The following is a 12886-nucleotide window of genomic DNA, read 5'->3' as shown; positions in this document are numbered from 1 at the left end:
GGACCGTCCGCACCGGGCCGCCCGCGCACGCCGCCCCCAGGCCGGCGCGCACGGGCGGCTCTGCTGTGCGCCGCGGGCCGCACGAGTCTGCGCACACCCGCCGTTCGTTTTGTTGGTACGTCCTGACAAAGCTGTTGACATCCCCAGAAGGCAGCCGCATAGTTCCTGCCACTAGAGCGCGCTAGTAACGCGCTCCAGCGCCGCCCCGAGCATCCATCCACCACCCGCCTCCCCGGACGGGCGCGGCACCCTCTCCCCGCACAGTGAGGTGCACCCGACATGCGCAGACACCACAGACCCCCAGCCCTGACCGCCGCCGCCCTCGTGGGCGCGCTGCTCGCCGCCGGCTGCTCCAGCGGCTCCGGCGGGAAGCAGTCCAAGACCGGCGGCACCGACACCGCGGCGGGCAAGGCCACCACCCCGCGGATGACCGTCGCCATGGTCACCCACGCGGCGCCCGGCGACACCTTCTGGGACCTGATCCGCAAGGGCGCGCAGGCCGCTGCCGCGAAGGACAACATCAAGCTCGTCTACTCCAGCGACCCGGTCGCGGGTAACCAGGCCAACCTGGTGCAGAACGCCATCGACCAGAAGGTCGACGGCATCGCGCTCACCGCGGCCAAGCCCGACGCCATGAAGGGTGCGGTGGCCAAGGCCAAGGCGGCCGGCATCCCCGTCGTCGGCTTCAACTCCGGCCTGGACGACTGGAAGGAACTCGGCATGCTCGAGTACTTCGGCCAGGACGAGAACATCGCCGGCCAGGCCTTCGGGGAGCGCCTCAACCAGCTCGGCGCCAAACACGCCGTCTGCGTGATCCAGGAGCAGGGCCAGGTCGCGCTGGAGGCACGCTGCGCCGGCCTGGAGAAGGGCTTCAAGGGCACGACGGAGAACCTGTACGTCAACGGCACCGACATGCCCTCCGTGAAGTCGACCCTGACCGCCAAGCTCCAGAAGGACTCCACCATCGACCAGGTGGTCACGCTCGGCGCCCCGATCGCCCTGACCGCCGTGCAGTCGGTGCAGGACGCGGGCAGCGAGGCCGAGGTCGCCACCTTCGACCTCAACAAGGACCTCGTCGCCTCCGTCCAGAGGGGCGACATCGAGTTCGCCGTCGACCAGCAGCCCTACCTCCAGGGCTACCTCGCCGTCGACGCGCTGTGGCTGTACAGGACGAACGGCAACTTCAGCGGCGGCGACACGGCTCCCGTACTCACGGGGCCGGCGTTCATCACGAAGGACAACGCCGACACCATCGCGGAGTTCGCGAAGAAGGGGACCCGCTAGGGCGGGTATCGCCCCCCCCCAGGCGCTCGGGTCAGTTTTCCGCTGGGCGAGCGGGGAGTGAGAATCTGACCTTGGGCCCGGCTCGGGCCCCCGCGCGGTGGTAGAAGCGGATGGCGTCGGTGTTCCAGTCGGGCGTCTGCCACTCTATTTGTGCGGCGCCGCAGGCTGCTGCCGCGGCCCTCACGGCGTTGAGCAGGGCGTGCCCCCAGCCCTCTCCTCGGTGGGGTTCGGTGACGAACAGGCAGTCCAGGTGGATGTAGTCGGTTGCCTGCCAGGTGGAGAACTCCCGGGAGTAGGTGGCGTATCCGACCAGTTCGCCTCCGTGGTCGACTACGAGGCACCATGCTCTCGGATGTGCCGAGAACAGCACGGGCTCCAAGCGCGTGGCGAGATCAGCGGGCACGGGTTCGGCGCGCTCGAAGGCAGCGTGGGCGGCGCACAGGTGGGCTATCGCCGGCAGGTCGGCCGCGGTGGCCGGACGGACCAGGTCGCCCGGCCGTGCGGCGTCCTTCAGCATGCGCAGGAGATGCCCGAGCGCGGGGCGGTCAGGTCGTCGACAGGGCGCTGCTCGGCACCGGTGGCGGAGTCGTAGGCGAAGCCCTCGCGTGCCCAGTACTCGAAGCCGCCGAGCATTTCCTTGACCGGGTGGCCGAGGCGGGCGAAGGCCAGCGCCGCGCGGGTCGCGCCGTTGCAGCCGGGGCCCCAGCAGTAGGTGACCACGGTCTGGGCCGGGTCGATCAGTTGCGGTGCCAGGTCGGCGATCTGTGCGGTGGGGATGTGGAGGGCACCGGGGATGTGCCCCTGGTCCCAGGCGGCATTGCTGCGGGTGTCGACCACCACGACGCCGGGTGATCCGGATGCCAGATCGGCGTGGACGTCGGAGACATCCGCCTCGAAGGCGAGACGGGCGGCGTAGTGGGCGGCGGCCTCGGCCGGGGCGGCGGCGGGCACGCTCAGGACGGCGCTGGTGATCTCGGCGGAAGCGGTGCCAGGCATGGGAGTACCTCTTGTTCCTGCTGGTCGGGACGGGGTCCGGTGGGCCGTGCCGGGTTTCCCCGGCCGACGACGGCTCCATCCTCTGATCGCTGGGCCCGCCTCACGAGTGGCGTAGACGCCTTGAGTCGCCAAGATTCCGCCAGTCGTACGGAGTTGCCCTCACGGATGCGCGGGGACGCGGGTGAACGTCTTGCGGTAGGCCGTCGGCGTCGTACGCATCTGGCGTGTGAAGTGGTGCCGGTACGTCGCGGTGCTGTCGAAGCCGACCGCGGCGGCGACCTCGTCCACGGTGCCCTCGCCGGACTCGAGCAGTGGCAGGCTGACAGCCACCCGCTGGGCGATGACCCAGCGCATGGGGCTCACGCCGTTGCGGCGGGTGAAGTGCCTCAAGTACGAGCGTTCCGACATGCACGCGGCCCGGGCCAGGGCGGGCACGGACAGAGGTGTGTGCAGATGACGCAGCGCCCAGTTCATGCTCCGCGTGACGCCGTCGTCCTCGGGGCCGATCTCTCCCACCGCCGCCTCGATGAACTGGGCCTGCCCGCCCTCGCGGTGCGGCGGAACGACGAAGCGGCGCGCCACCGCGTTGGCGACGGCCGCACCGTGATCAGCCCGGACCAGGTAGAGGCACAGGTCGATACCGGCCGCGCTGCCCGCGCTGGTGAAGACATCGCCGTTGTCGACGTACAGCACATCGGGGTCGACCTCGATCCCGGGATGCCGTTCGGCAAGCGCGCGGGCATAGCGCCAGTGGGTGGTGGCGCGCCGGCCGTCCAGCAGGCCGGTCGCGGCCAGCGCGAACGCCCCCGAGCAGATCGACACCAGGCGCGCCCCCCGCGCATGGGCCCGCAGCAGCGCCTCCACCAGGGCGGGCGAGACCTCCGCCCCGGCCTCGGCCACCCCCGGCACGATCACCGTGTCCGCCGCGGCCAGCGCATCGAGCCCGTACTCGGCGCGCAGCGTGAACCCGCCGACCGCCCGCAGATCCCGGCCGGGTTCCTCGGCGCACACCCGCAGCTCGTACCAGGGCAGGTCTCCCAGCTCAGGCCGGGACAGGCCGAAGACCTCCACCACCACGCCCAGTTCGAAGGGCGCCATTCCGTCGAAGGCCAGTACAGCCACCACATGCGTCTTCGTCATGGCTGCATCTTAATGATCACCAAGATCCAGCCATGATGGCGGCGAGCCATTTGTGATCCAGAATGATGGGATGGTCACGCTTGAGACTCCCCGTTTGATCCTGCGTCGCTGGCGCGAGGAAGACGTTGCGCCCATGGCTGCCGTCAATGCCGACCCCGAGGTCATGCGGTGGATCCGTGACGGCAGCGTCCGTGACGAACAGCAGACTCGCTGCGGGGTCCAGGCATGGGAGAGCGAGTGGGAGTCACAGGGCTTCGGCCTGTTCGCCGTGGAGATCCGGTCCACTGGCGAGTTGGCCGGGTTCACCGGCCTTTCGGTGCCCCACTTCTTGCCGGAGGTACTGCCGGCGGTCGAGGTCGGCTGGCGGCTGGGACGTTCCCACTGGGGGCAGGGCTTGGCCACCGAGGCCGCTGCGGCCGCTGTACGGTTCGCGTTCGAAGAGCGAGGGCTGGAGCGGATCGTCAGCATCGCTCAAGTGGGCAACGACGCGTCCGAACGGATCATGACCAAACTGGGGATGCATCCGGTCCGTGAGACCGTCAATCCCACCTGCGGGCGGCGAGTACGGGTGTTCGAGTTGTCGTCGGACCAGTAAACGGAGACGCCCGCGCCGAGCCAGATCAACCTCGCGTGTCTCAGCAGCGTGGTCCGGTTCCTCAACTCTCCCCCATGAGCGACGAGTCCGTGGGCCGCTCGGCTACTGCGCCGGTGCCGGGCCGCTCGTCCCCCGGATCACCAGCTTCGGATCCAGCACCGCCTCACGCGGCTGCAGTTCTCCGTTCTCCAGCCGCTCGACGGCGAAGCGGACGGCGTGCTCGGCCATCAGGACCGCGTCCTGGCGGACCGTGGTCAGGCCGATCGGCATCAGGTGGGAGAGGTGGCTGTCGTCGTAACCGACGACGGACAGATCGCGCGGGACCTCGATGCCCGCCCGGGTGAGGGACATCAGCAGACCCATCGCGCAGCGGTCGTTACCGGCGAGCACCGCCGTCGGCAACGGACGCCCGCTGTCGCGCTCGGCCAGGAGCAGACGGCCGGTCTCGACACCGGACTCCTCGGTGTGATGGCCGGGAATCACCCGTGCCCGGTCCTCCAGCCCGTGGCGGCGCATCGCGGCACGGTAGGCACGCCGCCGCTCCGCCGAACCGGGACCGCGTCCGCCGTCGATGTGCACGATCCGGCGGTGCCCCAGTTCCACGAGATGGTCCATGGCCTGCCGGACGCCCTTGCCCTCGGCGGAATGGACGAAGTCGACATGGGCCTGGGGCACGCGGCGGCTGACCGAGACCGTGACCGTGCGCTGCCCGAGCTCGCCGAGATAGCCGGGCTGGGCGTCCGGGCCGAGCAGGATCACCGCCTCGCAGCGGTGGCTGAGCAGTGCCTCGACCGCCTTGGCCTCGCTGCGCCCCTGGGTGGAGCCGGAGAGCAGGACGTCGTACCCGAGCCGCTCGGCCTCGGGATAGATGCCGGTGATGAGATCCGTGTGGAAGGTCTGGTGCACGGCGAACATCACGCCGAGCGTGCGGCTGCGGCCACGGGCCAGCAGCCGGGCCGCGCTGTCGGGCCGGTAACCGATCTCGTCGGCCACGCGCAGGACCCGCTCCCGAGTCTCCCGGCCGGCTCCCGCCTGGTTGCGGAAGATGATCGAGACGAGCGCGCGGGAGACGCCCGCCTTCTCGGCGACATCCGCCATCGTGGGCCGCTGCCTGCCCGATGCATCCACCTGTGAACCCACCCTCCGACGGCGCCCACCTTACGGGGTGTCCCGCGCGGGGAGGCGGCCATGGGGCCCCGCAATCTCCCAGCAACAACCTATTGACATGACATTTGGACAGGGGTCATCGTACTCGACTAGAGCGCGCTAGTAGCGCGCGTCACACCGCTCAGACACCCTCCCCCTCTCCCCTCAAGGACACTGACCATGGCAACGGCGCCAGTTCCTCTCCGTACCACCGTCGGCAACCTGTGCCTCGGCTCCGCCCCCGACTCCTGGGGGGTGTGGTTCCCCGAGGACGAGCACCAGGTGTCGTACAGCCGTTTCCTCGACGAGCTGGTCCAGGCCGGCTACGAGTGGCTGGAGCTCGGCCCGTACGGCTATCTGCCCACCGATCCGCAGCGGCTGAGGGCCGAGCTGGACGCCCGGGGTCTGAAGGTCTCCGGCGGTACCGCGTTCGGCGCGCTCCACCGGCCCGAGGCATGGGACGAGATGCTCACCCATGTCCGGCGGGTCGCCGCGCTGACCGCGGCCGCCGGGGCGCACCATCTGGTGTTCATTCCGCCCATGTACCGAGACGAGAAGACGGGTGCGTTCGCCGAGTCGCCCGAGCTGACCGCCGAGCAGTGGGCCGGGTTCGGCCGGGCCGCCGACCGGCTGGGCAGGCTGCTGCTGGAGGAGTACGACGTGCGGCTGGTCGTCCATCCGCACGCCGACAGTCACATCCAGACGCAGCCGGAGATCGAGCGGCTGCTGAACGAGTCCGACAGCCGCTACACCAACCTGTGCCTGGACACAGGGCATGTGGCGTACAGCGGTGGGGACAACCTCGATCTGATCCGCCGGTTCGGCGAGCGGGTCGGCTATGTGCACATCAAGCAGATGGATCCGCAGATCCTGGCGCAGGTCGCCGCCGAGGACCTGTCCTTCGGTGAGGCCGTGAAGCGCGGGGTGTGCGTGTCGCCGCCCGCCGGAGTGCCGAACCCGGTCGATGTGGTGGGTGAACTGGCCGGGCTCGACGCCGAGTTGTTCGTGATCGTCGAGCAGGACCTGTACCCGTGCGCTCCCGAGGTGCCGCTGCCGATCGCGGTCAGCACCCGTGAGCACCTGACCGGCTGCGGTCTTTCGGGTACCCGCCGCCCCGCCATCGACAGGTAAGGAGCGGCCATGGACGTCAGGGACGACACGACACCAGCCTCCGACCCGGCCCCGGCCACCGGCGTCGCGGACGAGACCCCGCCGGCGGTCTCCCGGCGGCTGCGGATGATCACCATCATCGCCACGTTCGGTGGTCTGCTCTTCGGCTACGACACGGGCGTCATCAACGGCGCCCTGCCCTATATGACCGACGACCTCGGCCTGACCCCGGTCACCGAGGGCATGGTCACCAGCTCACTGCTGCTGGGTGCCGCGCTGGGCGCGGTGACCGGCGGCCGGTTGTCGGACGCGCGCGGGAGGCGGCGCAACATCCTGCTGCTGGCCGTGCTGTTCTTCGTCGGCGCGCTCGGCTGCACGCTCGCTCCGACGACCGAGGTGATGATCGTGGCGCGCTTCGTGCTCGGTCTCGCGGTCGGCGGTGCGTCGGTGACCGTACCGGTGTATCTCGCGGAGGTGTCGCCCGCCGAGCGGCGCGGCGCTCTCGTCACCCGGAACGAGCTGATGATCGTCTCCGGTCAGCTGCTGGCGTTCACGTCCAACGCGATCATCGCGCGGGTCGGCGGCGAGTCCGGCGGTGTGTGGCGCTGGATGCTGGTCATCGCCACGCTCCCGGCGGTGGTGCTCTGGTTCGGCATGCTGGTGATGCCGGAGAGCCCGCGCTGGCTGGCCTCCCAGAGCCGTTTCGGCGAGGCCCTCGAGGTGCTCAAGCAGGTGCGGTCGCAGGCCCGGGCCGAGGCCGAGCTGAAGGAGGTCTCCGCGCTCGCTGTCAAGGACGAACGGGAGAAGCTCGGCGGCTGGCAGGACATCAAGAGCACACCGTGGGTGCGGAAGCTGATGTTCATCGGGTTCGGCATCGCGATCGTGCAGCAGATCACCGGCGTCAACACGATCATGTACTACGGCACGCAGATCCTCACCGACGCCGGTTTCGCCGCCGACAGCGCGCTGACGGCGAACATCGCCAACGGTGTGATCTCGGTGCTGGCCACCTTCGTCGGCATCTGGCTGCTCGGACGGGTCAACCGCCGGCCGATGCTGATGACCGGCCAGCTCGGCACGACGGTGGCCCTGTTGCTGATCGGCGTGTTCTCCCTCGTGCTGCCGTCCGGTGATCCGCGGGCGTTCGCGGTGCTCGCGATGACGGTCACCTTCCTCGCCTTCCAGCAGGGCGCGATCTCGCCGGTGACCTGGCTGATGCTGTCGGAGATCTTCCCGATGCGGATGCGCGGCTTCGGCATGGGGATCGCGGCCGTGGTGCTGTGGCTGACCAACTTCGTGATCGGTCTTGTCTTCCCGTCCCTGGTCGCCGGGATCGGGATCTCCCACACCTTCTTCCTGTTCGTGGTGGCGGGCCTGCTGTCCCTCGCCTTCGTGAAGCTGTACGTCCCCGAGACCAAGGGCCGCACCCTCGAATCGCTCGAGGCCGAGCTCCGCACGCGCTTTTCCTGATCATCTTTCGAGGAGTTCTCCATGACCGTACGTGTAGGCGTCATCGGCGCCGGAATGATCGGCCAGGACCACATCCGGCGACTCACCGAGGTCGTCACCGGGGCCACTGTCACGGCAGTGGCCGATGTCGACACCGAGCGTGCCGCCGAGGTGGCGGCCCGCTACGGTGCCACCGCGCTGCCCACGGGCGCGGAGCTGATCGCCTCCCCCGACGTGGACGCCGTCCTCGTCACCTCGTGGGGGCCGACCCACGCCGAGCACGTCCTGAACGCGATCGCGGCCGGCAAGCCGGTGTTCTGCGAGAAGCCGCTGGCCACGACCGCGGAGGACTGTCTGCGGATCGTCGAGGCCGAGCGGGCGCACGGCCGCCGGCTGGTGCAGGTCGGCTTCATGCGCCGCTTCGACGCCGGGTACCGCCAGATGAAGGAGGTCCTGTCGACCGGTTCGCTCGGGGCCCCGCTGATCGTGCACTGCGCCCACCGCAACCCGACCGTCCCGGAGTCGTACCACTCCGCGATGGCCGCGCAGGACACGGCCGTGCACGAGATCGACGTGCTGCGCTGGCTGCTCGACGACGAGATCGTCTCCGCCCAGGTGGTCACCCCGCGCGCCACGAGCAAGCGGTTCGGTCACCTGAAGGACCCGCAGATCATGATCTTCGAGACGAGCGAGGGCGTCCGGATCGACCTGGAGGTCTTCGTCAACTGCCAGTACGGCTACGACATCCAGTGCGAGGTCGTGGGCGAGGACGGCCTGGTCCGGCTGCCCGACCCGGCGGCCGTCGGGATCCGCACCGCGGCCCGGCACGGCACGGGTGTGCTGCAGGACTGGAAGGACCGGTTCGCGGAGGCCTTCGACACGGAGTTCCGCGAGTGGGTCGCCACCGTGGCGGCCGGCACCGAGCCCACCGGGCCGTCCGCCTGGGACGGTTACGCCGCCACCGTCATCTCCGACGCCGCCGTACGGTCCCAGGAGGCCGGCGGTGGAGAGATCGTCACCGTCGACATCAAGCCCCGCCCCGCGTTCTACGGAGGCACCGCGTGAAGATCGCCCTCGACCCGTACATGTTCCGTGCCCTGCCGATCGACGAGATGGTGCGCACGGTCGCCGAACTCGGCTACGAATACATCGAGTTGTCGCCGCGCGAGGACTTCATGCCGTTCTTCCTGCACCCGCGGGCGGACGACGCGCGGGTGACGGAGCTGAAGGAGTCGCTGCGCAGGTACGGTGTGCGGCTGTCCTCGGTGCTGCCGCTGTACAAGTGGTCCTCGCCGGACGAGACCGAGCGGCAGACGGCCGTCCGCTACTGGAAGCGGATGATCGAGATCACCGTGGATCTCGAATGCCCGTTGATGAACTCGGAGTTCAACGGCCGGCCCGAGCGCGCCGCCGAGAGCGAGTCCGCCTTCTGGCGTTCGCTGGAGGAGTTGCTGCCCGTCTTCGAACGGGAGGGCATCGCCCTGAACCTGGAGGCCCACCCGGACGACTTCTGCGAGGAGAACACCCCGGCCGTCGATCTCGTACGCGCGATCAACAAGCCGTGGGTGAACTACCTGTACTGCGCTCCGCACACCTTCCATCTCTCGGGCTCCGACCCGACGGCGGACATCGCGGCGATGATGCGCTACGCCGGTGACAGGCTCCAGCACGTGCATGTCGCGGACTCCTTCGACCACAAGGGCTCCAGCGGTCTGCGGTACATCCTCAACCCGCCGGGCACGCCGGCCCGGATCCATCAGCACCTCGACATCGGTCAGGGCGAGGTCGACTGGGACACCTTCTTCGGCACGCTGCGCGAGCTGGGATTCGACGGTGTCGCCACGGCCTGTGTCTTCGCCTGGGAGGAGCGGGCCCGGGAGTCGTCGGCGTTCATGCTGGACCGCATCCGGAAGGAGCTCGCGGGCTCGTGAGGACGACGAGCTGCCGGGTCGCCCGGGTCATCGCGACATAGCGGTCGACCGCCCCCTCGATGCCGGTGCCGAAGTCCTCCGGGTCGACCAGGACGACCAGGTCGAACTCCAGCCCCTTCGACAGCTCCGGGGTCAGCGACCGGACGCGTGCCGAAGAGGGCCGGAACGCGGGATCGCCGATGACACAGGCGATCCCGTCGGCATGGGCGGCCAGCCAGGTGTCGAGGATCGAGCCCAGCTCGGCGGCGGCTCCGTGGACGACGGGGACGCCGCCGCTGCGGATGGAGGCCGGCACGTTGGCGTCGGGGAGCACGGTGCGGATGACCGGCTCGGCCTCCGTCATGATCTCCTCCGGCGTGCGGTAGTTGATGCTCAGCGAGGCGAGGTCGATCCGGTCGAACCCGACCCGCTCGAGCCGTTCCCGCCACGACTCCGTGAAGCCGTGCCGGGCCTGGGCGCGGTCCCCGACGATGGTGAAGCTCCGGGACGGGCAGCGCAGCAGCAGCATCTGCCATTCCGCGTCGGTCAGTTCCTGGGCCTCGTCCACGACGATGTGCACGAAGGGGCCGGCGAGCACGTCCGGCTCGACGGTGGCCAGTTCGGCCTCGTTGACCAGGCTGACCTGGGCGTCCTCGCCGCGCAGCATGGACACCAGGCCTTCGCCTTCGTCACCGTCGGCGCCCGAGTTGGCCGTGGCCTCGATCAGGGTGTCGACGACCCGCGCCATGTGCTCGCGCTGGCCGGCGAGGACGACCTTGTTCCGGCGCCCCCGCCGGGCCGCCTCCGGGTCGCCGAGCCGCTGCCGGGCGGCGTCCAGGATGGGCAGGTCGGACACGGTCCAGGCCTGGGCGTCCGCGCGCTGCAGTTTCCGGACCTCGTCCCGGCTGAGCCAGGGCGCGCACATCCGCAGGTAGGCGGGCACCGACCACAGGTCCGACACGAGGTCGGTCGATTCGAGCAGCGGCCACGCGCGGTTGAAGACCGTGAGCAGTTCCCTGTTCCGCGACAGTGACTTGCGCAGGAGGCCGGCCGGCGCGTCGCCGTCGTGCTTGTCCTGGAGGATCGTGAGCAGTTCCTCCCAGACCTGGTCGCGGGCCTCGTTGTGCGGGGTGCCGGGTTCCGCCGCCGCGAAGGCCACGGCCCAGTCGCGGGCGCCGAGGTGGATGTCGGACCAGTGGGTCGTGACCGTCATCGGCTCGGTGGGCGGCTCCTCGTAGAACGTGACGGCCTTCTCGATCGCCCTCACCATGTCCGCGGACGACTTCAGGCGGGCCACGTCCGGGTCGGCCTCGGTCCCCGCCGCGGCTCCCTCGTCGACGAGGTCCCGCAGGACGCAGGTCTGCACGCCCTCCTCGCCGAGGCTGGGCAGGACGTCGGAGACGTAGGACAGGTAGGGCCGGTGCGGGCCGACGAAGAGCACGCCGCCCCGGCGGTGCTGCCCGAGACGGGGGTCGGAGTAGAGGAGGTAGGCGGAGCGGTGCAGGGCGACGACGGTCTTGCCGGTGCCCGGGCCGCCGTCGACGACGAGGGCGCCGCGGGAGCCCGCGCGGATGATGGCGTCCTGGTCGGCCTGGATGGTGCCGAGCACGTCCCGCATCCGGGGCGAGCGGTCGGTGCCCAGGCTGGCGATGAAGGCGGACTGGTCGTCGAGCGCGGCGTGCCCGGAGATGCCGTCCGCGGTGAACACCTCGTCCCAGTAGTCGCTGATCCGGCCGCCGGTCCAGCGGTACCTGCGGCGGCTGGCCAGGCCCATCGGGTCGGCGTGGGTGGCTCCGAAGAACGGCTCTGCGGCGGGGGAACGCCAGTCGACCAGGAGCCGGCGGCCCTGGCTGTCCGTGAGACCGAGCCGTCCCACGTACACGGGCTCGGAGTCGTCGGCACCGACCATGTGCCCGAGGCACACGTCCAGTCCGAAGCGGCGCAGTGTGCGCAGGCGGGTGGTCAGCCGGTGGATCTCCGCGTCCCGGTCCATCGCCTGCCGGCCCATGCCGCCGGGTGCCCTGCGCTCGGCCTCCAGCCGGTCGGACAGTTCGGCGATCGACTGCTCGAGGCACTCGGCGACGGCGGCGAAGTGCCGCTCGTCCCCGGCGATCAGCACAGGGTCGGCCTTGTGGGAGAGGCGCTCGGGAAGATCGAACGCGCTCTTGGTCAGGGGGGTCACGTCATGCTCCCGTTTCCGCAGGTCCTGGGCTTAGGCCGGACAGTTTGCGGCACCATGGGGGCCTTGCCGCAAGACCCCCTGTGCGCTATAAGTTGAAAGTGGCAAGGAGAGAACTCCTTGCCTTTCTTGTTGTGCGGCCCTCCCGGTCGCCGGTCCATTCCGTGTGGCACTCTCTTCGTTCAGGCACCGTGGAGAGGCGGCGGTATGCGGACAGGACTGCTGGGCACCGGACCGTGGGCGCAGATGGCCCACGCGCCCGCACTGAGCCGGCACGAGAAGCTGGACTTCGCCGGGGTGTGGGGACGCCGCCCCGAGGCCGCGAAGGAGTTGGCCGAGCGGCACGGCGTGCCAGTGTACGACGACGTCGACGAGCTGTTCGCCGACGTGGACGCGGTCGCCGTGGCGCTGCCTCCCCAGGTGCAGGCGGAGTTGGCCGCGCGTGCGGCGCGGGCCGGGTGCCATCTGCTGCTCGACAAGCCTCTCGCGCCGACGGTGGAGCAGGGGCGGGCCGTGGTCGAGGCCGTGGAGGAGGCGGGGGTCGCCTCGGTCGTGTTCTTCACGACCCGCTTCCAGCCCGGGCCTCAGGCGTGGATCACCGAGCAGGCTGGAGTTCCGGGCTGGTTCACGGGGTGGGCGCAGTGGCTCGGGGCGGTGTTCACCAGCGAGAGCCCCTTCGCGACGCCGTGGCGGCGGGAGAAGGGCGCCCTGTGGGACGTCGGGCCGCACGCCCTGTCCGTACTGCTGCCGGTGCTCGGCGACGTGCGGCGCGTCACGGCCGCCGCGTACGGTCCCGGGGACACGGTGCATGTCGTCCTCGACCACACCGGTGGCGCGTCGAGCACCCTCACCCTCAGCCTGACGGCACCGCCCGCGGCGGCCGGTGCCGCACTGGAGTTGAGGGGAGAGGCCGGGGTCGCGGTCCTGCCGGAGAGCTCCGACGGAGCGGTCCCCGCCCTGATGCGGGCCGCGGACGCCCTGCTCACCGCGGCCCGCACCGGCCGCCCGCACGCGTGCGACGCGGCGTTCGGCCTCCGTGTCACGGAGATCCTCACGGCGGCCGAGGACCTGCTGAAC

At 70.3% G+C, this 12886-nt stretch carries 12 protein-coding genes; 7 read left to right on the top strand and 5 right to left on the bottom strand.

Annotated features, from left to right (window positions below):
* Positions 1-279: 279 nt before the first annotated feature.
* Entirely contained in the window at positions 280-1284 is a 1005-nt protein-coding gene (locus tag ACFTZL_RS29585) for a substrate-binding domain-containing protein (protein WP_382588678.1), read from the top strand.
* 31 nt (positions 1285-1315) lie between these two features.
* Here ACFTZL_RS29585 and ACFTZL_RS29580 read toward each other — a convergent pair whose 3' ends face one another.
* From ACFTZL_RS29580 to ACFTZL_RS29570, 3 genes are all read right to left on the bottom strand, one after another.
* Entirely contained in the window at positions 1316-1801 is a 486-nt protein-coding gene (locus tag ACFTZL_RS29580; RefSeq protein WP_382588676.1) for a GNAT family N-acetyltransferase, read from the bottom strand.
* Complete coding sequence (locus tag ACFTZL_RS29575; protein ID WP_382588674.1) at positions 1795-2280, bottom strand: rhodanese-like domain-containing protein; 486 nt, start codon at positions 2278-2280, stop codon at positions 1795-1797. The genes ACFTZL_RS29580 and ACFTZL_RS29575 overlap by 7 nt, the downstream gene beginning before the upstream one ends.
* A 159-nt stretch (positions 2281-2439) precedes the next feature.
* The gene (locus tag ACFTZL_RS29570) at positions 2440-3420 is read right to left on the bottom strand and encodes a helix-turn-helix domain-containing protein (RefSeq protein WP_382588672.1); all 981 of its coding nucleotides are present in this window, start codon (positions 3418-3420) and stop codon (positions 2440-2442) included.
* Positions 3421-3490: 70 nt separating this feature from the next.
* Between ACFTZL_RS29570 and ACFTZL_RS29565 the strand changes: the two genes are divergently transcribed.
* Complete coding sequence (locus ACFTZL_RS29565; RefSeq protein WP_382588670.1) at positions 3491-4015, top strand: GNAT family N-acetyltransferase; 525 nt, start codon at positions 3491-3493, stop codon at positions 4013-4015.
* Between the two features lie 102 nt (positions 4016-4117).
* Here ACFTZL_RS29565 and ACFTZL_RS29560 read toward each other — a convergent pair whose 3' ends face one another.
* Positions 4118-5113 carry a LacI family DNA-binding transcriptional regulator gene (locus ACFTZL_RS29560; protein WP_382588669.1) on the bottom strand — a complete coding sequence of 332 codons (996 nt, stop codon included), beginning with the start codon at positions 5111-5113 and terminating at the stop codon, positions 4118-4120.
* Positions 5114-5341: 228 nt separating this feature from the next.
* Between ACFTZL_RS29560 and ACFTZL_RS29555 the strand changes: the two genes are divergently transcribed.
* Genes ACFTZL_RS29555 through ACFTZL_RS29540 form a run of 4 tightly spaced genes read left to right on the top strand, consistent with a single transcriptional unit; the run spans position 5342 to position 9651 of the window.
* The gene (locus ACFTZL_RS29555; RefSeq protein ID WP_382588667.1) at positions 5342-6292 is read left to right on the top strand and encodes a TIM barrel protein; all 951 of its coding nucleotides are present in this window, start codon (positions 5342-5344) and stop codon (positions 6290-6292) included.
* 9 nt (positions 6293-6301) lie between these two features.
* Positions 6302-7741 carry a sugar porter family MFS transporter gene (locus ACFTZL_RS29550; RefSeq protein WP_382588665.1) on the top strand — a complete coding sequence of 480 codons (1440 nt, stop codon included), beginning with the start codon at positions 6302-6304 and terminating at the stop codon, positions 7739-7741.
* A 21-nt stretch (positions 7742-7762) separates the two neighbouring features.
* Entirely contained in the window at positions 7763-8785 is a 1023-nt protein-coding gene (locus ACFTZL_RS29545; RefSeq protein ID WP_382588663.1) for a Gfo/Idh/MocA family protein, read from the top strand.
* Positions 8782-9651, top strand: a complete 870-nt coding sequence (locus ACFTZL_RS29540; protein ID WP_382588661.1) for a sugar phosphate isomerase/epimerase family protein — start codon at positions 8782-8784, stop codon at positions 9649-9651. The genes ACFTZL_RS29545 and ACFTZL_RS29540 overlap by 4 nt, the downstream gene beginning before the upstream one ends.
* Here the strand turns inward: ACFTZL_RS29540 and helR are convergent.
* Entirely contained in the window at positions 9611-11812 is a 2202-nt protein-coding gene (helR, locus tag ACFTZL_RS29535; protein WP_382588659.1) for an RNA polymerase recycling motor ATPase HelR, read from the bottom strand. The two genes, ACFTZL_RS29540 and helR, sit on opposite strands and share 41 nt — an antisense overlap.
* A 204-nt stretch (positions 11813-12016) precedes the next feature.
* Here helR and ACFTZL_RS29530 point away from each other — a divergent pair.
* Positions 12017-12886: Gfo/Idh/MocA family protein (locus ACFTZL_RS29530; RefSeq protein WP_382588657.1), on the top strand; the 870-nt coding region annotated here is incomplete at its 3' end.

This window comes from Streptomyces sp. NPDC056948, from assembly GCF_042674225.1.
Classification (GTDB): domain Bacteria; phylum Actinomycetota; class Actinomycetes; order Streptomycetales; family Streptomycetaceae; genus Streptomyces; species Streptomyces purpurascens.
Note: the sequence above shows the minus strand (reverse complement) of the source record. Positions and strands in the feature narration are given on the sequence as shown.

What these genes read in the sequence shown, in the direction of transcription:
- ACFTZL_RS29575 (WP_382588674.1), bottom strand. Translation starts at nt 2,280, where the DNA reads ATGCCTGGCACCGCTTCCGCCGAGATCACCAGCGCCGTCCTGAGCGTG.
- ACFTZL_RS29555 (WP_382588667.1), top strand. Translation starts at nt 5,342, where the DNA reads ATGGCAACGGCGCCAGTTCCTCTCCGTACCACCGTCGGCAACCTGTGC.
- ACFTZL_RS29565 (WP_382588670.1), top strand. Translation starts at nt 3,491, where the DNA reads ATGGTCACGCTTGAGACTCCCCGTTTGATCCTGCGTCGCTGGCGCGAG.
- ACFTZL_RS29550 (WP_382588665.1), top strand. Translation starts at nt 6,302, where the DNA reads ATGGACGTCAGGGACGACACGACACCAGCCTCCGACCCGGCCCCGGCC.
- ACFTZL_RS29560 (WP_382588669.1), bottom strand. Translation starts at nt 5,113, where the DNA reads ATGGCGGATGTCGCCGAGAAGGCGGGCGTCTCCCGCGCGCTCGTCTCG.
- ACFTZL_RS29570 (WP_382588672.1), bottom strand. Translation starts at nt 3,420, where the DNA reads ATGACGAAGACGCATGTGGTGGCTGTACTGGCCTTCGACGGAATGGCG.
- ACFTZL_RS29545 (WP_382588663.1), top strand. Translation starts at nt 7,763, where the DNA reads ATGACCGTACGTGTAGGCGTCATCGGCGCCGGAATGATCGGCCAGGAC.
- ACFTZL_RS29580 (WP_382588676.1), bottom strand. Translation starts at nt 1,801, where the DNA reads ATGCTGAAGGACGCCGCACGGCCGGGCGACCTGGTCCGTCCGGCCACC.
- ACFTZL_RS29585 (WP_382588678.1), top strand. Translation starts at nt 280, where the DNA reads ATGCGCAGACACCACAGACCCCCAGCCCTGACCGCCGCCGCCCTCGTG.